Here is a 22,680-nt window from a genome sequence, read left to right as displayed (position 1 = left end):
ATTGAGCCTCATTCCGCATTAGCGGGATGGACTAGCTGCGTGCGTGTCTTTTGCCGCGCGCAGTGGATGATCACAGGAATCGTAAACATGAACTCCAAGTGCTATTGCACAGGCTGGTCCCTCGTGGCCGGTCTGGCGGCAAGCGTACTGGCATTGCCGAGCTTCGCTGCCGCATTGACACTCGATGAAGCGTTGCGGCTGGCCGAAAACAATGCACCGTCGCTGACTGCACAAGACGCCAAAATTCAGGCTGCCAGCAGCGCGGCTATTCCAGCCGGTGAGCTACCTGACCCCAAACTGCTGCTGGGTGTGCAGAACTACCCCATTGGCGGTCCGGATCGCTGGAGCATCGACCAGGACTTCATGACCATGCAAATGGTCGGGGTCAGGCAAGAGATGCCCAACAGCGACAAGCGCAAAGCGCGCATTGAGGTCGCCGATGCGGCCGTTGATCGCGCCGCTGCGGAGCGTCGAGTCGAACGCCTGAAGGTTCGTCAGTCCACGGCGTTGGCCTGGATCAGCAGCTACTCGGTTGAGCGTAAAGATGCGCTGTTCCAGGACTTCTACAAAGAAAACCGCCTGTTGACCGATACTGTCCGGGCCCAGATTGCCGGTGGCCGCGCTCAACCCGCCGATGCGGTGACGCCCAAGCAAGAAGCGGCTCAACTGGCGGAGCAACAGGATGATCTGATTCTCCAGAGAGCGCAGGCCCGAGCAGCCCTCAAACGCTGGATTGGCTCAGCCGCCAACGACAAGCCTGTGGGCAGCTTGCCGGAGTGGCCCGTCGATACCTCAAGCTACTCTCATAAACTGCAACACCATCCCGAGTTGGCAGCGTTTGCGCCGATGACCCGTGAAGCGCAAGCCAAGGTTCGTGAAGCCGTGTCGGAGAAGCAGTCGGACTGGAGCTGGGAACTGGATTACCAGCGCCGTGGCCGTGAGTTTGGCGATATGGTCAGCGTGCAATTTTCCTGGGATCTACCGCTGTTTCCTGGCTCGCGCCAAAACCCCAAAATTGCAGCCAAACAGGCTGAACTCAGTCAGCTTGAGGCCGAGCGCGAAGCTCTGTCTCGCGAGCACACCCAGCAACTGGAAAACGAACTGGCTGACTATGAGCGCCTGAATCGTGCCGTGCGCCGCAACCAGGAAAGCCTGTTGCCGCTGGCCAAGGAAAAGGTCGAACTCAGCATGGCCAGTTATCGCTCGGGCAAAGGCGATTTGAACGCCGTTGTTGCCGCCCGACGTGAACTCATCGAAGCCCGCCTCAAACAGATCGACGTGGAAGAGCAGCGAGCGCTGACCAGTGCGCGTCTGTATTTTGCTTATGGGGAGTCCAGCCAATGATCCTTAAAAAATGGAACGGGGCATTGCTGGTAGGTATCTCGATGGCATTGGGTGTTGCCGGTGGTTACTGGTTCGCTCACCAGCGCATGAGCGGAATACCCAGTACCACCCAGGAGAAGGGCCTCAATTCATCGGACGAACGCAAGGCTCTGTATTGGTACGACCCCATGTACCCCCAGCAAAAGTTCGATAAGCCGGGTAAGTCCCCCTTCATGGACATGCAACTGGTCCCGCAGTACGCCAGTGGCGCAGCGGACCGTGCGACCGTCACCATCGATCCAAGCCTCACCCAGAATCTCGGTCTGCGTTTTGCAGCAGTCACCCGTGGAATCTTTGACTCCAGCCTCGATGTGACAGGTGTGTTGGGATTCAACGAACGTGATATTGCTGTGATTCAGGCTCGCACAGTCGGCTTTGTGGAGCGGGTTTATGCCCATGCTCCTGGTGATGTGCTCAAAGCCAACGCGGCGTTGGCGGATATCCTGGTGCCTGAGTGGGCCGCTGCCCAGACAGAGTTCCTTGCCCTGAAGCGCAGCGGTGATGCTGACCTGTTGGCTGCGGCCCGCCAGCGTCTACGGCTCACGGGGATGCCGGCAGCACTGATTACTCAGGTAGAGCGTGGCGGTAAGGTTCAGCCGTACCTGACGCTCACCAGCCCTATTGGTGGTGTGCTGCAAGAGTTGAACGTACGCGCGGGTATGACCGTGGCGACCGGCGACACCCTGGCACGCGTCAATGGCTTGAGTAGTGTCTGGCTAGCGGTGGCCGTACCAGAATCGGATGCCGGATCGATCACCGTGGGACAGGCAGTCGAAGCGCGTCTGCCAGCTTTCCCAGGGACAATACTCAACGGCAAGGTCAGCGCGATTTTGCCCGAGACCAACCCGGACAGCCGCACTCTTCGAGTACGTGTCGAGTTACCCAATCCGGACGGACGCCTCAGACCGGGTTTGACGGCGCAGGTACGCCTGAATCGTTCGACCGGACAAAGTGTGTTGTGGGTGCCGAGCGAGGCCGTCATTCGCACGGGCCGACGTGCCTTGGTGATGCTCGCCGAAGACGCCGGCCGCTACCGCCCTGTTGAAGTGCAACTCGGGCAGGAAAGTGATGGCAAGACGGCGATATTGAAAGGCCTGGAAGAAGGCCAGAAGGTGGTTACGTCTGGCCAGTTCCTGCTCGACTCAGAAGCCAGTCTTAAGGGCATCGTTGCAAGTTCAGAGGAAGAGTCACCACCCAGCGCAGCAGCCTCAAGCTTTCATGAAGCAGATGGACAGATCGTTGAGATCAACGACAAAGAAGTCACGCTCGCCCATGGCCCTTTCAAGACGCTGGGAATGCCTGGCATGACGATGACTTTTCCACTCGCCAACCCGGCGCTGATACAGGGCCTCAAAGCGGGCGACAAGGTCCGGGTCGCGGTGAGCCAGACCGATGATGGTTTGCGTGTTGAACGTCTGGATAAATCGGGGAACCAGCCATGATTGCCGCCCTGATTCGTTGGTCAGTGGCCAACCGATTCCTGGTGTTACTGGCGACGCTGTTTGTCACGGCTTGGGGCATTTGGTCGGTGCAGAGCACGCCCATCGATGCACTGCCAGATCTCTCGGATGTTCAGGTGATCATCCGCACCCCTTTTCCTGGACAAGCGCCGCAGATTGTCGAGAACCAGGTGACCTATCCGTTGGCCACTACCATGCTCTCAGTACCGGGCGCCAAGACGGTGCGTGGTTATTCCTTCTTCGGCGACAGCTTCGTTTACGTGCTGTTCGAAGACGGCACTGATTTGTACTGGGCTCGCTCGCGGGTGTTGGAGTATCTGAGCCAAATACAAAATCGGTTGCCTGCCAGCGCCAAGCCGGCGTTGGGACCAGATGCGACGGGGGTGGGTTGGATCTATCAGTACGCGCTAGTGGATCGCAGTGGCGGGCATGATCTGGCACAGCTTCGCGCACTTCAGGACTGGTTCCTCAAGTTCGAACTCAAGACCCTGCCCAACGTTGCGGAGGTGGCCACCGTGGGGGGCATGATCAAGCAGTACCAAGTGCAACTTGATCCGCTCAAACTGGCCAGCCTCGGTATCACTCAGGCTGAGGTGATCGACGCTATCGGCAAGGCCAACCAGGAAACTGGTGGCGCGGTGCTGGAGATGGCAGAGACCGAGTTTATTGTGCGTGCTTCCGGCTACTTGAAGACGCTCAATGACTTTCGGGCGATCCCGCTCAAGTTGGGTTCGGGTGGTGTGCCGGTGACCCTTGGCGATGTCGCCACGATTCAGTTGGGACCGGAAATGCGGCGTGGCATTACTGAGCTCGACGGAGAAGGGGAGACCGTCGGCGGCGTGGTGATTTTGCGCAGCGGCAAGAATGCTCGCGAGACCATTGCGGCGGTCAAGACCAAACTCGACGAACTGAAAAGCAGTCTGCCGGCCGGGGTGGAAATTGTCACCACCTACGACCGTAGCAAGCTGATCGACCGCGCTGTGGAAAATCTCAGCCACAAGCTGATCGAAGAGTTCATCGTCGTCGCGCTGGTCTGTGGGATCTTCCTCTGGCACCTGCGCTCATCCCTGGTGGCGATCATTTCGCTGCCGGTGGGGGTGCTGATTGCCTTCATCGTCATGCGCTACCAGGGCATCAACGCCAACATCATGTCCTTGGGCGGGATAGCTATCGCCATCGGCGCCATGGTCGATGCCGCCGTGGTGATGATCGAGAACGCCCACAAGAAGATTGAGGCATGGCACGCGGCCAATCCGGGGGAAGAACTGAAGGGTGAACGTCATTGGCATGTAATGACCGAAGCGGCGGCAGAGGTAGGCCCGGCGCTGTTCTTCTGTTTGTTGATCATCACTCTGTCGTTTATTCCGGTGTTCACCCTGGAAGCTCAGGAAGGACGGCTGTTCGGCCCTTTGGCTTTCACCAAGACCTACGCCATGGCCGCAGCGGCGGGATTGTCAGTGACCTTGGTGCCGGTGCTGATGGGCTACTGGATTCGAGGACGAATTCCCAGTGAACAACAGAACCCGTTGAACCGGTGGTTGATTCGGATCTACCAGCCAGCCCTGGATGCGGTGCTGCGTCGTCCCAAAATCACCCTGTTGGTGGCGCTGTTGGTTTTTGTCAGTGCGCTATGGCCAATGTCTCGCTTGGGTGGCGAGTTTCTCCCCCCGTTGGACGAGGGCGACCTGCTCTATATGCCTTCGGCTCTACCAGGGCTGTCGGCGCAGAAAGCCGCGCAACTGCTGCAACAGACTGACCGTCTGATCAAGACCGTGCCAGAGGTCGAACATGTCTTCGGTAAAGCCGGTCGCGCTGAAACCGCCACCGACCCCGCACCGCTGGAGATGTTCGAAACCACCATTCAATTCAAGCCGCACAAGCAATGGCGGCCAGGTATGACCCAGGAAAAGTTGGTGGAAGAACTGGATCGAGTGGTACGAGTCCCTGGGCTGACCAATATCTGGATACCACCGATTCGCAACCGTATTGACATGCTTGCCACGGGGATCAAGAGTCCCATCGGAGTGAAAGTTGCCGGCACCAACCTATCGGAGATCGATGCCGCGACTCAGGCCGTCGAGCGAGTGGCCAAGGGTGTACCCGGTGTCAGTTCGGCTCTGGCCGAGCGACTGACTGGTGGTCGCTATATCGATGTGGATATCGACCGCAAAGCCGCCGCTCGCTACGGACTGAATATCGCCGATGTGCAGTCCATCGTGGCCGGCGCTATCGGCGGTGAAAACGTCGGCGAGACCATTGAAGGGCTCGCACGCTTCCCGATCAACGTGCGTTACCCACGGGAGTGGCGTGACTCGCTCGGTGCCTTGGAGCAACTGCCCATCTATACCCCGCTAGGGAACCAGATCACCCTCGGCACAGTGGCGAAGGTCAAAGTCACGGACGGTCCGCCGATGCTCAAGAGCGAGAACGCACGACCTTCAGGTTGGGTGTACATCGATGTGCGTGGTAGGGACATTGCGTCTGTGGTCGCTGATCTACGACGGGTCGTCAATGAGCAGGTCAAGTTGCAGCCCGGCATGAGCCTGAGTTATTCAGGGCAGTTCGAGTTTCTCGAAAGGGCCAACGCACGACTCAAACTGGTGGTGCCTGCCACGCTGTTGATCATCTTCGTGCTGCTCTACCTGACTTTTGCCCGCTTCGATGAGGCCTTGCTGATCATGGCCACTCTGCCATTCGCCCTTACTGGCGGGGCATGGTTCCTCTATCTGTTGGGGTTCAACCTGTCAGTCGCCACCGGGGTCGGTTTTATCGCCTTGGCCGGTGTTTCCGCCGAGTTTGGCGTGATCATGCTGCTCTACCTGAAGAACGCCTGGGCCGAACGTGAAGACCTCGGCGACAGCACAGAGCGCGGTCTGGTTGCGGCGATTCGTGAAGGCGCCGTGCAGCGTGTTCGACCCAAGGCCATGACCGTGGCCGTCATCATTGCTGGCTTGTTACCCATCTTGCTGGGCAGCGGGACCGGCAGCGAGGTGATGAGTCGAATTGCTGCACCCATGGTCGGCGGCATGGTCACGGCGCCCTTGCTTTCCCTGTTTGTCATTCCGGCGGCCTATCGCCTGATGCGTCGCCGGCACCTCTCAGTTGAACCCATCACCCCTCAAGGAAAAGTCGTATGAAACTGACCCTGATTGCAGTTGCAAGCACCGTATTCACGCTGTCTCTATCGGCCCACGCGGAGGATATGCCAGGCATGAAAATGGACGGAATGGAGGGCATGCAGATGAAGCAGGAAACAACGCAGGCTCCAGTCGCCACCGCCGACGGAACGATCAAGGCTATCGATACGACGAAGCATACGGTGACCATCTCTCACGGCGCTGTTCCAGCTGTGCAATGGCCGCCGATGACCATGGCCTTTTCCGTGACGGAAGATCAGCTGACAGGGCTGACGGCTGGAGACCGAGTGTCGTTTTCCTTCCGGCTTGAGGGCGGCAAAGCCACGATTGTGTCCATCAAAAAATAAAATTGCGGTGGTCAAAATTGCCGGACGCCAGATGCGAGTCTCGTTTCCCGTTCCAAGCATTAAAAAATGGACCTCTGAAAAGAGGTCCATTTTTTTCGTCCAGAGAAAAGTCTTTCTTTAGGAGCGAGCTTGCTCGCGATGGTCGTCAACGAAAACGCGTTTTTACCAGGGGAAACGCGGCGATCTCAGGTGAATCGCGAGCAAGCTCGCTCCTACAGTTTTCTCCTTTGGCACGACAACAAAATTTCGCCATTGCCCAAACAAGCTGCAGACAAATCAGCTTCACTTCTGCGACGGTAAAACCCTGCAGAGCCCGCAGCAGAGCGGCCCAATGGCTATTCCGACCATTCAAGTCCGAACCGGAATTCCAAAATCCTCCTTGCCCATAAAATCGCATATGGCGAAATTTTGATACTACACGTCGAGTTGGCGGGAGCGACGAAGCACTGACGACGATTATTGTTTTCGCACAAAAGCAGGAAACAATAATCATGCTGCCGCTGACCAAAAGAATAGACAGTCACGTTCATTTTTATACTTCGGAAGATCTCCGCCGGGTGGCCGGTTCGCTGCCCTATACGTTACCTGAGCCGCATCCGCTGACGGCTTATCTTGATAAATTGATCGATGCCGGAATTACTCCGACGCTCATCAATAATGTCCATCTCAGTATCCTGCCGGATTCGGAAAACGTGTTCGCTTCCTTTGAGGAACTCAAGAACCTCCAGGCAATAGACCCGCTGCGCTATGGGGACGTCAAACTGGTGGGCACGATCAAGGCAGAGCCTGCTTACGCGACCCAGCAACGTCTCGCACATCCCCAGGTTATTGGCACCCGGATCGTCCTGCACGATGCAAGGCCTGAATTGGTTTCTGATACTCAGTTCAGCGATGGGCAATGGTCGGCGTTTTATGCCCGCCTGCTCCCGCACCAGCACCTGCACATTTACGCGAAAGAAGCCGAGACGAATCTGCGCGTGTTGCGCCAGATTCCACGTGATGTGCGGGTCATCATCGATCACTTGGGCACCTGTCACCGCGAGCGGGACATCACCGAGCCGGCTTACATCGCGCTGCTCACCGAAGCGAGAGAGCGGGGCAACGTGTGGTTCAAAGGCCCGGGCTATCGCACCTCTGTTCATCCCGAGGAAACCGCTCGTTTCGTGACGCAGATTGTTTGCGCAGTCGGCGCTGACAAGATCCTTCTGGAAGCCACCGATGCTCCTCATGTCGGCACCGACAACCAGGGTGCGCCGTATTCCGAACGGTTTGATTTGAGCAAAGCTTTTAACTTTGTTGATGCTGTTGCAAATCATGTTTCCAAAGAAACCCGAATTCCTGTTGGCCAACTTCTCCGAGGAGCATCTGGCCAATTGGTACGTTGATCTACGCCCACGCTCCCACTTCGAGATCTCTAGCGATGACGACCATTACAACAAAAGAAATCAACTTTACCGTTAAGTACGGCGACGAAACCCTGAGTCTAAAAGGCACGGTATTTCAGCCAGAACAACCAGACGCTACGTCGCAAAAACTGCCACCCGTCATTTTCAACTCCGGCTTCACCGGCGGGGTGACGATGTACGGCCAGCTGTTCGGTCGTGCATTGGCAGCCCGTGGTTATCGCGTCATGACCTACGACGTGGCAGGCTTTTTCTCCAACAAGCACATCCGCAACACCCTTGAGTCGGGTGACAAGGTCATCACCAACGTCATCCTCGAAGACCAGAAAGATGAAGTGCTCGGTGCCGTTGAGTGGGCGCGCGAGAGTTTCGGTGAGATGCCGGTGGTCGCGTCGTGGGCGATGGGCTCGGTGGCGAGCCTCGGTGCAGTGGCTGAGCTGGCCGCTGCAGGCGGTGAACAGATCCGCTTCTGGGTGCCGATGAGCTACACCAACATTCGCAAGCTACAAGCCTTGCGCGCAGACAAGGATGCGGCTGACGCAGCCATTCAGAAACTCGCGGATGACGCGCCGATCCCTCCGTTCGACACCGGGACTGATGCGACCTGCCTCGGCTACTATCCGCTGGATCCTGAAACACAGGCTTATGTTGATCAGCAACTGGGCGGCTACACCGAAGCGGGCGGCGCGGACCGTTGGCCGGGTTGCACCCACGTGACGGCGAAGTCCTACAAGTCCTATGTGGCGTATGATCCGGAGCAGTCCATCGAAGGTGCAAAAGGCTTCCCGCCTGCGCTGATCATCCACGGCGGCGACAACACCCTGCACATGCCGTCAGAGTCAGTTCGTTTGCACCAGAACTATCCGGGCGATGCAGGCCCGAGCGCGCTGATCATCTCGCACATGCAACATGGCCAGCAGAATCAGGTCGACAGCCCTGTTTTCAAGTCGATGATCCAGAGCATCGATGAGGCCATCCGCGCGCGCGGCTGATCCGCTCGTCATTATCCTGTGAGGCCTCGGGCAACGAGGTCTCGCAGCGATTTCCAGCGTCGTGGTGCATTCCCCGTGCGACGTTTCCGATAATTCCGATCCGTCGCAATGCGTCGGGTTTGCCCTTCGCTGTCCCAAAGATCAATCTGGCTGAATGCGTGCCCAGGCCCTAACATAGCGTGTCCAAAGCCACTCCCTCGGGCTGGCCTAAGCTGTTCACTTGAACGACTGGAACCACCCATGACAAGGATCTGGCGATGACAGCCCCCGGTGAATCAGCGACGTCTGTGAATAACTACACAACCAAGCGAATCGGGCTGCTCATTCTCTCTCAGTTCTCCATGATGGCCCTGGCGGGTGCCAGCGAGCCTTTGCGTGCGGCAAACCGGCTTTCCGGCAAAACGCTCTATGAGTGGACCCTGCTCACGGAATCGGGTGGACCGGTCAGCTCCAGCAGCGGTATCGAAATCCAGACCGTGCCGGTTGATCAGGCGCCGGAGCTGGATCGCGTTTTTGTCCTGGCGAGCCTGGACATCGAACATCAAAAACCACCGAAAATGCTGCGCTTCTTGCAGCGCGCAGCGTCTCGCGGGATAACCGTTGGCGCACTGAGCACCGGTACGTTCATCCTCGCACGCGCCGGATTACTGGAAGGAAAGCGCTGCACCTTGCACTGGGAGTCCATCGGTCAGTTTTCGGAGGAATTCCCCACGATCGAGGTCACCAAGGAGCTGTACGTCAACCATGGCAACCGCTGGACGTGTGCCGGGGGCACGGCGGCCATCGACCTCATGCTGGCGCAGATCGCGCTTGATTTCGGCAATCAGCTGGCCGCGAGCATCGCCGAGCAATTCCTGCACGCCAGGATAAGGGCCCCGGAAGAACATCAGCGGATGTCGATTCAGTGGCGGTTCGGGATTCACGATCGGCGGCTGACCGCCGCCATTGCTTACATGGAGGACAATCTGGAGAACATCGTCGGCATCGAAGAGATCGCTGACCGCTGCAATCTGTCGCACCGTCAACTGGAGCGGTTGTGGCATCAGCACTTCGGGATGACGCCGAAGAAATTCTATCTGGAACTCAGGCTCAACGAAGCTCGCCGGTTGCTGCGTGAAAGCACCCAGCCCATTGCATCCATTGCCTACAGCTGTGGATTCGTCTCGGCGTCACATCTGGGCGCGGCTTACCGTCGGGTGTGGGGATGTACGCCCGGAGAAGAGCGGCGGAAATTTGATGATGCTCATTCCTGATTGCAGTCACTGAGCGCGTTGGTCAATGAACGCTAATCCCCCGAAAAACCTTTGAGCCGATCCTCTCTGAAAAACCGCATAGCAAGCTAATGACTTGGTCCGACAGGCGGTGCGCTCTGTCTAGCCTTGGGGATTTGGCGATCCTGCATACTTCTTTCTTCAATCAACCCTTCGTCTTGCATTGCACGCTGGCGTGCCACGTGACGTCGGTTTTTTGATAGAAATCGTCGGACTCAAAGCTCAGTCTGCCTACGGTAGCGCGGTAATGTTTCCTACAGATCCGGCGTTCAATTCCAGATGCAATGCCGACAAAAATAACAATGACGTACAGAAGGCATAACAATCATGGAAACCTTGAGTTTCATTCTGGAAAACGGCGGGCTGATCAGTCTGCTACTCGGGCAGCACCTTCTCATCGTGGCGATAGCGGTGGGGCTGGCGATTCTGACCGGCGTGCCTGTCGGGATCGCAATATCCCAGCACCCCAGAACGCGCCGTTGGGTCCTGGCGTTTGCCGCTGTCCTGATGACCATTCCCTCTGCTGCGCTGTTCGGTCTGATGATTCCGGCCCTGTCGCTGATTGGCTATGGGATCGGCGTTGTGCCTGCGGTCATTGCGCTGTTTCTCTACTCCCAGTTGCCCATCATTCGAAACACCACCACCGCGATCTCCAACATCGATCCTGCCTTGCGCGAAGCGGCGATCGGAATGGGCATGTCGACTTGGCAACGGCTGCGCAAGGTTGAGCTGCCGATTGCTGTCCCGCTGATCATGGCGGGCGTGAGGATGGCGACCGTCATCAACATCGGCATCGCAGCCATTGCGGCCTACATCGGCGCCGGCGGCCTGGGCAGTCTCATCATTCGCGGCATCGCGCAATCGGATACCCGACAGCTGTTGGCCGGCGCGATCGTCATCAGTGTCATTGCCATTGCGGCCGATTATGCGCTGTACGGCTTGCAGCGCCTCCTGACGCCAAAAGGCTTGAACAAGAACAAAGTGGCCAGTGGCCGAATGAAGGAAGCTACGACGTGATCCAGATCGAAAACCTGAACAAGCAATTCGGCTCAATCACTGCAGTAGAAGATGTCTCATTCAATGTTGAAGAGGGGCAGATCTGCGTACTGCTTGGGCCGTCGGGCTGCGGTAAAACCACGACGCTGAAAATGATCAACCGATTGATCACACCCACCTCCGGCACGATCAGAATCGGTGGTCGCGACACGTCCGAACTGGACAGCGTCACCCTCAAGCGCTCAATCGGCTATGTGATCCAGCAAGTCGGGTTGTTCCCGAACATGACCGTCGAGGAAAACATCTGCGTCGTCCCTAATCTGTTGAGATGGGACAAAACCAAAAGCCGTAAGCGCGCCGCGGAGTTGCTGGAAGTGGTCGCGCTGGATCCGTCCAAATTCCTCAAGCGCTACCCGTGTGAACTCTCCGGCGGCCAACAGCAGCGAGTAGGGGTGGCCCGAGCCTTGGCAGCGGATCCGCCGGTCATGTTGATGGATGAGCCGTTTGGCGCGATCGACCCCATCAACCGGGAAGTGATCCAGGACGAGTTCATGCGCATCCAGCGCCTCGTTGGCAAGACCGTGCTGTTTGTCAGTCACGACATCGATGAAGCGGTGAAGATGGCGGACTGCGTCGCGCTGTTCCACAACGGAAAAATCCAGCAATTCGGCAGCTCGGATGATCTGCTGGCGAGGCCCAACAGCGAGTTCGTGGCGAATTTCATGGGCGGCGACCGGATTATGAAGCGCTTGCGTCTGCTGCGCGCGGCTGACGTGGCCAGCAAGATCCCGCCACGGGAACACATGCAGATCGTTGGCGGCAACAGCGGTGTTACTTCGCACACACACCTGATCGTCAAGCCCGGGGATGACCTGCGCCAGGTGCTCTCGCAACTGCTGGGACGTGGCCAGGACTGGGCACTCTGCAACGACAGCGACGGACGCTTCATCGGCTATGTCCACCAGGCCGACATCCTGGCGCGGCTTGTTGAAAACATTACTCCGGCGGTGCACTGACGATGTCTGACTTACTGATCAGATTGGGGGAAGGGCTGCAGTTTTACTGGGGCGACATCAGCTACCTGACGGTCCAGCATCTGCAGATCGTGGCGGTCAGCGGGGCGCTGGCCCTGGTCATCGCGCTGCCGTTGGGCGTGTGGATGAGCCGTCCGGCGAACCAGCGTTACGCCATGGCCAGCATGCAGGTTCTTAACGTCGGGCAGGCGATTCCCAAGCTCGCGTTGCTGGCATTGGCCATGAGCTTTATTGGCGTTGGTAGCGGCGCGGCCATCATCGGCTTGTTTGTCGCGACGTTGTTGCCCGTGGCGGTCAACACCTATGAAGGCTTGCGCGCAGTGCCGCAACACTTGGTCGAAGCGGCCGAGGCCATGGGTATGACGCCACGGGAAACGCTGTGGAAAGTCGAAATTCCTAATGCAATGAATGTGATTTTCGCGGGCATACGCACGGCGCTGGCGATCAACGTCGGTACCGCGCCGCTGGCCTTCCTGGTCGGTGGCGGCGGGCTGGGCGAGTTGATCTTTACCGGGATCGACCTGAACGACTTCGGCATGATGCTGGCCGGCGCCGCAGCGACTGCGCTGTTGGCGATTGCAGTCGATCTGGGCTGCGGCTTGATTCAAAACATTGCGGTGTCACGGGGCTTGAGGTTGGCCGGGCGCGAATGAATCTGAAGACCATAGACAAAAACCAATAATATGAGGTGCACGATGATTTATCGAATGCTAGCCAGTCTGATCTTTACCCTGAGTCTTGTTTCAGGTGTTGTGGGCAGTGCTTCTGCCAACAGCACGATTGTGGTCGGCGGCAAGAAATTTACCGAGCAGCAACTGGTTGCCGAGATGACCGCTCAACTCCTGCGCGCCAATGGCTACAGTGTCGATAAACGCCCGGACCTGGGCTCGTCCGTATTGCGCGCGGCACAAGAGAACGGTCAGGTCGATGTGTATTGGGAGTACACCGGCACTTCTCTGATTACTTACAATAAAGTCATGGAAAAGCTGGACGCTGACGAAACGTACAAGAAGATCAGCGAGCTTGACGCGCAGAAGGGCATCACCTGGTTGAACCCTTCCAAGGCCAATAACACCTACGCATTCGCTATGCGCAAGGGAGAGGCGGAAAAGGATGGCGTCGCCTCCATCAGCGATCTTGCGAAGAATATCGAAGCCGGCAAGTCCTATAAATTCGCCTCCAACGCTGAGTTCTTCTCGCGACCCGATGGCTTGCGTCCTCTTCAAGAGACGTACAAGTTTGAATTTGAGCGCAAGAACATCGTTCGTATGGACGGCGGGCTGACCTACCAGGCGCTCAGAGACGGTCAGGTCGATCTGGCATTGGTCCTGTCGACGGATGGGCGGATTCCGGCCTTCGGCTTCGTGGTACTGAAAGACGATAAAGGCTTCTTCCCCAGCTATGCGCTGACGCCAGTGATTCGGACTGAAGTGTTTAAAGAGAACCCGAAGATAGGTGAGTTGCTCAACGCCCTGTCGTCCAAGCTGGACGACGACACCATTGCAGGCCTCAATTCTCGAGTCGACGTCGGCCGTGAATCTATCGAGAGCGTGTCCAAGGAATTTCTGCAGAAGAACAAGTTGCTCTAGTTATTCCGCTGTGGTGTTGAAGTCACTCGGCTTCATCATGACTGTCCGGGCCAGCTGAATATCGCTGGCCTCTTTTTATCCTGCTTAGTTGTAACGCTCATCCCAATAGCTTGGGACGAGCTCATTCCGTTCGCCTGTACTCACTAGGAGAATTACCCATGCAGTTGAATAAAAAGTTCGTGGCGTGCTCGTTTTTGCTACTGGCGGCAAGCGCTCAGGCGGATGACGGTATCGACCGCATGACCCTCGCCGATATGCGTCATGCGTTGAATAACGGGACCCTCAGTTCCGAGCAACTGGTGCAGCACTATCTGGATAACATTCAGGCGAACAATCACCAGGGCCAAAACATCAATGCGCTGGTGACCATCAATGAACAGGCGATCGATCAGGCCCGCAAGTGGGATGCCGAACGGGCGAAAAATCCCAATGCCAAGTACGCACCGCTGGCCGGCATTCCGTTCGTGGTGAAGGACAACTTTGACACCGCCGGTATGGTCACCTCCGGCGGGTCCTATGTGCTGCGTTCGTCTGTGCCGAGCCAGGATGCCTTCACCGTCAAGAAGCTGATCGACGGACAAGCGATTCTTCTCGGTAAAGCCAACCTCTCGGAACTGGCGGCGTCCTTTGGCTGGTTTGGCTACAGCTCGTTCGGCGGCCAAACACTGAATCCGAAAAATACCAAGCGTGACGCTTCTGGCTCCAGCAGCGGTTCTGCCGCCTCCGTGGCAGCCGCGTTCGCACCCTTTGCGCTGGGGTCGGATACCAGCGGGTCGATTCGCGCACCGGCCAGCGTCACCGGTACGGTGGGTTTTCGACCGTCGCTGGGGCTGATCAGTCGCAGCGGCATTATTCCGCTCTCGCTCGCATTCGATACCGGTGGCGTCATTACCAACAGCGTGCTGGACCAGGCCATCGTGCTGGATGCGATCAAGGGACAGGACAAAAGTGACCCGGCGACTCTGGATCTTGCCGCGGACAAAATACAGTTTGAGCCAGCGCTGAGCCGCTCCTTGCTGCAAGGCAAGACCATTGGGGTTATCACCAACTTCAAAGGCGCCAACCCAGAGGTGGATGCGGTGTTCAAGTCGGCGCAGGAAACCCTCGGCAAGCGCGGTGCGCATGTCGTCTCCATCGACCTGCCAAAAGCCTTTGAAACGCTATGGAGCGACGTGCTCGGCCCAGTGGGGGAGAGCGAATTCAAACCGCAATTCGAACGCTACCTTGCCACCCTCAACCCGAGCCAACCGCGAACGCTTGCGCAGTTTCTCGACCTGGCCAAGAAAAATCAGGCGGAAAACGGATCGCATGGCATGAACCCGGCACGCTTGGCCGGACTGGAAACGGTCGCGAATGCCGGCAGCACCGATTCGCCGCTGTATATCTCCATCCTCTCCCGGAAGATTCCGCAATTGCGCGAGCAGCTGATGGGCATTATGAAGAAGAACAACGTGGACAGCCTGTTCTTCGCGACCATCAACTGCCCGGCTTCGGTGGTGCACGGCGTGACTGATGACAGTTACGTGTGCACATCCGGCGACACCTACGCGTCGTCGTACATTGCCTCCGCGACAGGATTTCCCGAGATCACGGTTCCGGCAGGCACCATCAAGGGCGACCTGCCGGTCGGCGTTTCGTTCCTCGGCGGCTACGGCGAAGACGCCAAGGTAGTGGGTTTTGGCTACGCCTTCCTCGGGCGGTAATCGTTCAGATCTGTTCCAGCAACCAGGTACGGAACGCGACGAGCGACGGCAGCATTTCGTTGCGCGGCGGGTAGGTCAGGTAGTAACTGCGCTGGCTGGCGAAGGGCTGGTCGAGGCTGATGAGCTCTGCGTTGGCCAACTCGTCGGTCACCAGAATGCGCGGCACCAGACCGATGCCGATGCCGGCCCTGACGGCCTGGATCAAATGTGAGGTGAGTTCGAAACTCGGCCCCAGCCGCATCATTCGATGGGGCAGGCCGTAGTGGCTGAACCACTCGCCCCAGACGTTGGCGTTGCTCGCGACGTTGAGCAGCGTCTGGCCACCAATGCGCTGCGGGGTCCAGGCGTCATGGGTTTCGGCCGCTTCTGGCGAAATGATCACCATCAGTTCTTCGGTGTGCAGGCGATGGCTGATCAGGCCCGGCAAGTCGGCGGTACCAACCATGATCGCGGCATCAATCCCGCTGGTTTCAAAGTCAATGGCATCGATCCGGGAATTGATGTGCACCAGCATGCCGGGATGGGTTTTGTAGAAGTCATGCAGGCGCGGCAACAACCACTTCGAGCCGAAGGTCGGCAAAGTGGCCAGGCGCAACGTGCCGCTGCCGGATTGATAAGCCATGGCCTGCAATGTGGCGCTGCGGATGCGTCCGAGCGCTTCGCTCATTTCCCGCTGATAAAGACGACCGACATCGGTCAGTTGCACTTGCCGGCCTTCACGGCGGAATAGCGTCAGGCCCAGTTGCTGTTCCAGCGCCTGGACTTGCCGGCTCACGGCGCTTTGGGTCAGTGACAGTTCCATCGCGGCGCGGGTGTAGCTTTCATGGCGGGCGGCGGCTTCAAAAGCCAGCAGCAACGACATCGAAGGGGTGAGGTGACGGTAATTCATTCGTAAAAGTCATCGATAGCGGCAAGATTATCCGTTTGTCCGGCGCCAGAGCCTGCAGGATCATTGGTGCAGCCGACGACCTGAGGCTGACCCATTAATGCTCAGGCGACAAGTATTTTGATTTTCCCCGTGATTAGACCGACAAGAGAACAGCCTGCGATGATCGCCCAGTTGCCCACCGTTGCACTCGCGGCACAGTACCCGGAATTTCTTCAAGCCCTGCGTACCAGCGGCTTCCGCGGCCAGCTCAGCGCCGACTACGCCACCCGCACGGTGCTGGCGACCGACAACTCGATTTACCAGCGTCTGCCGCAAGCAGCGGTGTTTCCCCTGGACGCGGACGACATCGCACGCATCGCGACCTTGATGGCCGAACCACGCTTTCGCCAGATCAAACTGACCCCGCGGGGCGGCGGTACCGGCACCAACGGCCAGTCATTGACCGATGGCATCGTGGTCGACTTGTCGCGGCACATGAACACCATCCTCGAAATCAACGTCGCCGAGCGTTGGGTGCGGGTGCAGGCGGGCGTGGTCAAGGACCAGCTGAATGCCGCGCTCAAACCCCATGGGCTGTTCTTCGCCCCGGAGCTGTCGACGTCCAACCGCGCCACCGTCGGCGGCATGATCAACACCGACGCCAGCGGCCAGGGCAGTTGCACCTATGGCAAGACCCGCGATCACGTCCTGGAACTGCACAGTGTGCTGATCGGTGGCGAGCGCCTGCACAGCCAGCCTCTGTCCGACGCGGAGCTGGAAGTGGCATGCACGCAACCCGGCCGCATCGGCGAGGTGTACCGGACTGCGCGGCACATTCAGGAAACCCAGGCTGACCTGATCGAAGCGGTGTTCCCCAAACTCAATCGCTGCCTGACCGGCTATGACTTGGCGCACCTGCGTGATGAGCACGGGCGTTTCAATCTCAACAGCGTGCTGTGCGGCGCGGAAGGTTCGTTGGGCTACATCGTCGAAGCCAAACTCAACGTGCTGCCGATTCCCAAGTATTCGGTACTGGTGAACGTGCGTTACGGCAGCTTCATGGATGCGCTGCGCGACGCCAATGCGTTATTGGCACACAAGCCGTTGTCCATTGAAACCGTGGACTCCAAGGTGTTGCTGCTGGCGATGAAAGACATCGTCTGGCACAGCGTTGCCGAGTATTTCCCGGTTGACGCCGGGCGCCCGACGCTGGGCATCAATCTGGTGGAGTTCAGCGGCGATGACGTGGCGCAAGTGAACGCTCGCGTGGCGTCGTTCGTGGAGCACCTGCAAGCGGACACAACGATCGAGCGCCTGGGTCACACGCTGGCCGAAGGGGCCGAAGCGGTGAGCCGTGTCTACACCATGCGCAAACGCTCGGTCGGGCTGCTGGGCAACGTTGACGGCGAGATTCGTCCGCAGCCTTTCGTTGAAGACACCGCCGTGCCTCCAGAGAAACTGGCCGACTACATCACGGAGTTCCGTGCATTGCTCGACAGCCATGGCCTGGCCTACGGCATGTTCGGTCACGTCGATGCCGGTGTGTTGCATGTGCGTCCGGCGCTGGACATGAAAGACCCGGCCCAGGCGGCTCTGGTCAAGCCGATTTCCGATGCGGTGGCCGAGTTGACCCGGCGTTACGGAGGGCTGCTGTGGGGCGAGCACGGCAAAGGTCTACGTTCGGAATATGTCCCCGAGTTTTTTGGCGAGCTGTACCCGGCGCTGCAAACGCTCAAGGGTGCGTTCGACCCGCACAATCAACTCAACCCCGGCAAGATCTGCACGCCGCCGGATACCGCCCAAGGCTTGCTCAAGGTCAACGAGGTAACGCTGCGCGGTGATCTGGATCGACAAATCGACGAGCGCGTCTGGCAAAGCTTCGGCACCGCCATGCACTGCAACGGTAACGGCGCTTGCTACAACTACGACCCCAACGATGCGATGTGCCCGTCGTGGAAAGCCACCCGTGAACGCCAGCATTCGCCGAAGGGCAGGGCGTCGTTGATTCGCGAATGGTTGCGTCTGCAAGGCGCGGCCAATATCGATGTGTTGCAAGCGGCCCGGGGCAAGTTGTCGTGGTTGAGCGGATTGCCGACGCGGTTGCGCAATAACCTGGCGCGCTCGCGCGGTGAGGCGGATTTCTCCCATGAAGTCTACGATGCGATGGCGGGCTGCCTGGCCTGTAAATCCTGTGCGGGACAATGCCCGGTCAAGGTCAACGTCCCGGAATTCCGATCTCGTTTTCTCGAGCTGTACCACGGTCGCTATCAACGCCCGCTCCGTGACTATTTGATCGGCTCGCTGGAGTTCACCATTCCTTACATGGCCTACGCGCCGGGCCTGTACAACGCGGTGATGGGCTCGAAATGGGTGAGCCGCCTGCTGGAGCAACAGGTCGGCATGCTCGACAGTCCGCTGATCCACCGCCATGACTTGCAGGCCACGTTGACCCGCTGCAAGGTCGCTGTCGCCAGCGTGCCAGCCCTGCGCGAACTGACCGCTGCACAACGTGAGCGGAGCGTGGTGTTGGTGCAGGACGCCTTCACCCGTTACTTCGAAACGCCGTTGCTGGCGAGCTTTATCCAGTTGGCGCATCAGTTGGGCTACCGGGTGTTTCTGGCGCCCTATAGTGCCAACGGCAAGCCTTTGCACGTGCAGGGCTTCCTCGGCGCTTTCGCCAAGGCGGCGATCCGCAACGGCAATCAGCTCAAGGCGCTCGCCGCCTGTGGCGTGCCGCTGGTGGGCCTGGACCCGGCGATGACGCTGGTCTACCGCCAGGAATATCAGAAAGTACCAGGGCTCAACGATTGCCCGAAGGTCCTGTTACCTCAGGAATGGCTCTTCGATGCGTTGCCTGAAAACCCGCACACCGCGACCGAGACATTCCGTTTGTTGGCGCACTGCACCGAGAAGACCAATGTCCCAGCCAGTACTGCGCAATGGGAAACCATGTTTGCCCGGCTTGGGCTCAATCTGGTGACGGAGGCGACCGGCTGCTGCGGCATGTCTGGCACCTACGGCCACGAAGCCCGAAACCAGGACACCTCGCGGACCATTTTCGAGCAGTCATGGGCCGGCAAGCTGGATAAACAGGGTGAGGCGCTGGCCACGGGCTACTCCTGTCGGAGTCAAGTGAAGCGCTTGGCCGACAGGCAGCTGCGTCATCCGTTGGAAGTGGTGTTGGAGCATGTGCGCGCGAAGTAGCTTCACTCGCACTTATGAAGCACCACGCTGAATTTTAAGTTATCCGCCTGCAATTGCTCTGCATTAACCAGGTCTTCGATTCTTAACCCGGATTCAACTTTTTCGACCAGCTGCATGATGCGATTTTCATGGTGGCGACAGGCCTGAAGTTGCACCGTTACTGGAGTTCTAATTGCCAGGGATGAGCGCTGAAATCGAAGTGCACACCGAGCAAGCAACGGCGAGTTCGGCGCTGGGCGCATGAAACCGTATTGGAGGAAATGCAGAACAGGCTGAGCAACGCGCCGTGGATGATGCGGATCCGAATACGGACTGTTGAGCATCCCTTCGGGACGCTCGAGCAATGGATCGGTGCGACGCACTTCCTGACCCGAAAGCTTAACGGGGTAAGCGCCGAGATGAGCTTGAATGTGCTCGCCTACAACTTGAAACGGGTCATGAAAATCATCGGCGCTAACGGTTTGATGAAGGCGCTGTCGGCGTAAAGAAGGCTGTTTTTGGCCCATCCAAGAGGCTGTAAAACAGCGTTGACGTGCTCCAGGTTGCTACCGATGCAACCCGTGGTATTGACCGTGCGATCGCTCAGCCAACGAACGTCGACGCCCCAAGAAAATGAGGCCCATGATCGTTTTTACACACTCTGGGCCGATAGCTGCCGCTCAATTCCGATTGTCCAGGGAGGAATATTCTGTTCGAGCTTTGACTTTCGGAATCATTGGCACTGAGGAGAGTCAACCGACAAATACTGCATCGGACACGTGCCATGCCTATTCTCGCCAACACATTTAGCTATCCGCGTAACCTTCGCTTGGTGCTGCCAACAGCTTATTCCCGCATGCGTTGGCCAACGGTGAGTGGACGGCATGGACGCAATTGATTCGACGCTGATGGCCGCGCGGGCCCAATTCGCGATCACCATCAGCTTTCATATCGTGTTGGCGGCTTTCACCATTGGTTTGGCCAACTTTCTGATGGTGCTTGAAGCGCTTTGGCTGTGGCGTGGGCGAAAGGTCTATCTGGACGTCTACCTTTACTGGCTGAAGGTGTTTGCCCTCAACGTGGCGGTGGGCACTGCCTCGGGTCTTATATTGGAGTACCAATTCGGGCTCAACTGGTCGCGGCTTTCGACTCAGGCAGGAGATATCCTCGGCCCATTGATGTTCTACGAAGTGCTTGCCGCTTTTTTTCTGGAGGCTGGCTTCCTTGGCATCATGTTATTTGGATTGAAGAAGGTAGGCCGTCGTCTGCATTTCTTCGCCACCTGTGCCGTAGCGCTCGGATCGTTAATCAGCGCATTCTGGATCCTGTCGGCCAATTCCTGGATGCAAACACCCGCCGGTTACTCCATTGGCACAGATGGACGGTTCATTGCCGAGGATTGGTGGGCGATCATCTTCAATCCGTCGTTCCCTTATCGTCTTGTGCATATGACGTTGGCCGCGTTGCTCGGCACCGCCACGCTGGTGGCCGGTATCAGCGCTTGGCAGCTGTTGCGTGTGCCTGAGAATCTGCGAGCACGGCTTGCATACTCCATGGCGCTGTGGGCGATTGTCTTGATCACACCTGTGCAAATGGTGGTGGGAGACCTTCATGGTCAACACAGCCTCAAAGTTCAGCCGCAGAAGGTCGCCGCCATCGAAGGCTCCTGGACTCGCCCGGCTGATGGTGCGGGCGAACCATTACGCTTGTTCGCTCTTCCCGACATGAATGAGCGACGCAACCATTGGGAAGTGGCGATTCCGCGCATAGCTTCGCTGTACCTGCGGCATGACCTGAGTGGCACCATCGCTGCACTGGACGAGTTCCCGCCTCAGGACATACCACCTGTTCCAGTGGTGTTCTTCGCTTTTCGTTTCATGGTCGGTCTGGGTCTGTTGATGCTGGGGCAAGGCCTGACCGGTTTGGTATTGCGATGGCGACAACGGTTGTACACGGCGCCTTGGATGCTCCGAGGGTGTGTGCTGATGGCCCCGGCTGGATTTTTGGCGATGCTGAGTGGCTGGGTAGTGACCGAGGTGGGCCGCCAGCCCTTCACCGTCTATGGTCTGCTGCGCACGGCTGACAGTCTGTCATCGGTTTCTCGGCAGCAGGTGATTAGCTCAACATGGTTCATCTTGTCGTTTTACCTGCTGATATTCGGCGTTGGGCTCTGGGTGCTGCTGCGAATTCTGCGCGAGCCACCTCACAAGGACGAGGCCGGGCCGCAGCCAACCTTGGCTGACGAGACGGGTGAGTCATGAGGGCATGAATCCATGTTAGACAACGACTGGATAACACTACTATCCGCTGCAGCCTTGGCGTTTTCGGTGTTGAACTATGTGCTGTTGGACGGCACTGATCTTGGCGTCGGTGTACTGCTGGGCCTTACCCGATGTAGTAAACATCGCCGTGTCATGGCAGTGACAATCCTGCCGATTTGGGATGCTAATGAAACTTGGCTCGTGCTAGGAGGCGGCGGCCTGCTGGCGTTATTTCCGCTGGCCTATGCCATCCTGCTGCCGGCGCTTTATCTGCCGTTTATTATGATGTTTTTGGCATTGATTCTTCGAGCGGTAGCGCTGGAATTTCGTGACTACGCGCCCAGTGACGGGATCAAGCGCGCCGTCGACGGCTTGCTGTTGGGCGGTTCACTGCTCGCCGGTGGATGCCAGGGGCTGGTCTTGGGTTCGCTTGTTCAAGGCATATCTAATGATGGTAGGCAGTACAGTGGTAACGGCTGGGAGTGGCTGGGTATGTTTCCGCTGTACTGTGGCGCAGTGCTCGTGGTGGGCTACACGTGGCTGGGCGCCTGCTGGCTTTATTGGCGTACTGAAGAAGAACTTCAGCAACGATCAGGTCGTCAGGCGAGGGCGCTGGCAATCGTAACCTTAGGGCTATTGGCCGTGTTGGTTACCTGGACAACGACACTGGACACTCGATATGCACATCGGCTTTTAGATCCTCTTCTCTGGCTGCCGGCCTCAACAATGCTCATTGCACTGTTAATCGGCTTCGTCTTGGGATTTCGAAGCCGCCGGGAATATCTGCCGCTGTTCGCTGCATTGGGAATCTTCGTTTTGGCCTTCGCATTGGTCATCGCAGCGCTTTATCCGCTGATTATCCCGCCGAATCTGACGCTGCAAGCCGTCGCCTCCAGTCCGACCAGCCAGATTTTCATTTTGGTTGGTTTCGCCGTATTGATACCGGTGACGCTGATATACAACACCTATGGCTTTAAAGTCTTTAGCGGGAAGGTTCGTGCCGCTCGTGATTGACTGCATCCACGCTACCGTTCAGAGAATGAGTACTTTCTC

Annotated in this window: 16 protein-coding genes and 1 pseudogene; 16 read left to right on the top strand and 1 reads right to left on the bottom strand. The window is 58.0% G+C overall.

Annotation, left to right across the window (positions count from 1 at the left end; all coding sequences use genetic code 11):
- Window positions 1–87 precede the first annotated feature (87 nt).
- From ACMXYH_RS17810 to ACMXYH_RS17755, 12 genes are all read left to right on the top strand, one after another.
- On the top strand, window positions 88–1,344 hold the full coding sequence (locus ACMXYH_RS17810; protein ID WP_415764345.1) for a TolC family protein: 1,257 nt from the start codon (window positions 88–90) through the stop codon (window positions 1,342–1,344).
- Window positions 1,341–2,825: an efflux RND transporter periplasmic adaptor subunit gene (locus ACMXYH_RS17805; protein WP_415764344.1), complete on the top strand. Its 1,485-nt coding sequence runs from the start codon at window positions 1,341–1,343 to the stop codon at window positions 2,823–2,825. The genes ACMXYH_RS17810 and ACMXYH_RS17805 overlap by 4 nt, the downstream gene beginning before the upstream one ends.
- Window positions 2,822–5,980, top strand: a complete 3,159-nt coding sequence (locus ACMXYH_RS17800) for an efflux RND transporter permease subunit (RefSeq protein WP_415764343.1) — start codon at window positions 2,822–2,824, stop codon at window positions 5,978–5,980. The genes ACMXYH_RS17805 and ACMXYH_RS17800 overlap by 4 nt, the downstream gene beginning before the upstream one ends.
- Window positions 5,977–6,327, top strand: a complete 351-nt coding sequence (locus tag ACMXYH_RS17795) for a copper-binding protein (RefSeq protein ID WP_415764342.1) — start codon at window positions 5,977–5,979, stop codon at window positions 6,325–6,327. Before ACMXYH_RS17800 ends, ACMXYH_RS17795 begins: the two co-directional genes overlap by 4 nt.
- A gap of 491 nt (window positions 6,328–6,818) precedes the next feature.
- Window positions 6,819–7,712 carry an amidohydrolase family protein gene (locus ACMXYH_RS17790; RefSeq protein ID WP_415764341.1) on the top strand — a complete coding sequence of 298 codons (894 nt, stop codon included), beginning with the start codon at window positions 6,819–6,821 and terminating at the stop codon, window positions 7,710–7,712.
- A 35-nt stretch (window positions 7,713–7,747) separates the two neighbouring features.
- Window positions 7,748–8,722, top strand: coding sequence for an alpha/beta hydrolase family protein (locus ACMXYH_RS17785; protein ID WP_415764340.1), 975 nt, complete (start codon window positions 7,748–7,750; stop codon window positions 8,720–8,722).
- Window positions 8,723–8,979: 257 nt separating this feature from the next.
- Window positions 8,980–9,975: a GlxA family transcriptional regulator gene (locus tag ACMXYH_RS17780; RefSeq protein ID WP_415764339.1), complete on the top strand. Its 996-nt coding sequence runs from the start codon at window positions 8,980–8,982 to the stop codon at window positions 9,973–9,975.
- Window positions 9,976–10,320: 345 nt separating this feature from the next.
- Window positions 10,321–11,010 carry an ABC transporter permease gene (locus tag ACMXYH_RS17775; RefSeq protein ID WP_415764338.1) on the top strand — a complete coding sequence of 230 codons (690 nt, stop codon included), beginning with the start codon at window positions 10,321–10,323 and terminating at the stop codon, window positions 11,008–11,010.
- Window positions 11,007–12,005 carry an ABC transporter ATP-binding protein gene (locus ACMXYH_RS17770; protein ID WP_415764337.1) on the top strand — a complete coding sequence of 333 codons (999 nt, stop codon included), beginning with the start codon at window positions 11,007–11,009 and terminating at the stop codon, window positions 12,003–12,005. The genes ACMXYH_RS17775 and ACMXYH_RS17770 overlap by 4 nt, the downstream gene beginning before the upstream one ends.
- Before the next feature lie 2 nt (window positions 12,006–12,007).
- The gene (locus tag ACMXYH_RS17765) at window positions 12,008–12,676 is read left to right on the top strand and encodes an ABC transporter permease (protein ID WP_415764336.1); all 669 of its coding nucleotides are present in this window, start codon (window positions 12,008–12,010) and stop codon (window positions 12,674–12,676) included.
- 54 nt (window positions 12,677–12,730) lie between these two features.
- Window positions 12,731–13,612, top strand: coding sequence for a glycine betaine ABC transporter substrate-binding protein (locus tag ACMXYH_RS17760; RefSeq protein ID WP_415764335.1), 882 nt, complete (start codon window positions 12,731–12,733; stop codon window positions 13,610–13,612).
- 158 nt (window positions 13,613–13,770) lie between these two features.
- A complete protein-coding gene (locus ACMXYH_RS17755; protein WP_415764334.1) occupies window positions 13,771–15,315 on the top strand; it encodes an amidase family protein in 1,545 nt (514 codons plus the stop codon).
- 4 nt (window positions 15,316–15,319) lie between these two features.
- Here ACMXYH_RS17755 and ACMXYH_RS17750 read toward each other — a convergent pair whose 3' ends face one another.
- Window positions 15,320–16,204 (bottom strand): LysR substrate-binding domain-containing protein, encoded by an 885-nt coding sequence (locus tag ACMXYH_RS17750; protein WP_415764333.1) that lies wholly within the window; start codon window positions 16,202–16,204, stop codon window positions 15,320–15,322.
- A 159-nt stretch (window positions 16,205–16,363) separates the two neighbouring features.
- Here ACMXYH_RS17750 and ydiJ point away from each other — a divergent pair, with 159 nt between their 5' ends.
- The 4 genes and pseudogenes from ydiJ to cydB all read left to right on the top strand — a co-directional run bounded on the left by ydiJ (window position 16,364) and on the right by cydB (window position 22,641).
- Entirely contained in the window at window positions 16,364–19,387 is a 3,024-nt protein-coding gene (gene ydiJ / locus ACMXYH_RS17745) for a D-2-hydroxyglutarate dehydrogenase YdiJ (protein ID WP_415764332.1), read from the top strand.
- Between the two features lie 131 nt (window positions 19,388–19,518).
- Window positions 19,519–19,872: pseudogene (locus ACMXYH_RS17740) on the top strand (transposase); the annotation flags it as partial.
- A 378-nt stretch (window positions 19,873–20,250) separates the two neighbouring features.
- Window positions 20,251–21,627 (top strand): cytochrome ubiquinol oxidase subunit I, encoded by a 1,377-nt coding sequence (locus tag ACMXYH_RS17735; RefSeq protein WP_415767720.1) that lies wholly within the window; start codon window positions 20,251–20,253, stop codon window positions 21,625–21,627.
- Window positions 21,628–21,639: 12 nt separating this feature from the next.
- A complete protein-coding gene (gene cydB, locus ACMXYH_RS17730; protein WP_415764331.1) occupies window positions 21,640–22,641 on the top strand; it encodes a cytochrome d ubiquinol oxidase subunit II in 1,002 nt (333 codons plus the stop codon).
- Window positions 22,642–22,680 lie beyond the last annotated feature (39 nt).

The sequence above is a fragment of the Pseudomonas frigoris genome (assembly GCF_047758635.1).
Taxonomy (GTDB): domain Bacteria; phylum Pseudomonadota; class Gammaproteobacteria; order Pseudomonadales; family Pseudomonadaceae; genus Aquipseudomonas; species Aquipseudomonas frigoris.
This window is presented reverse-complemented; position numbering and strand designations above follow the sequence as displayed.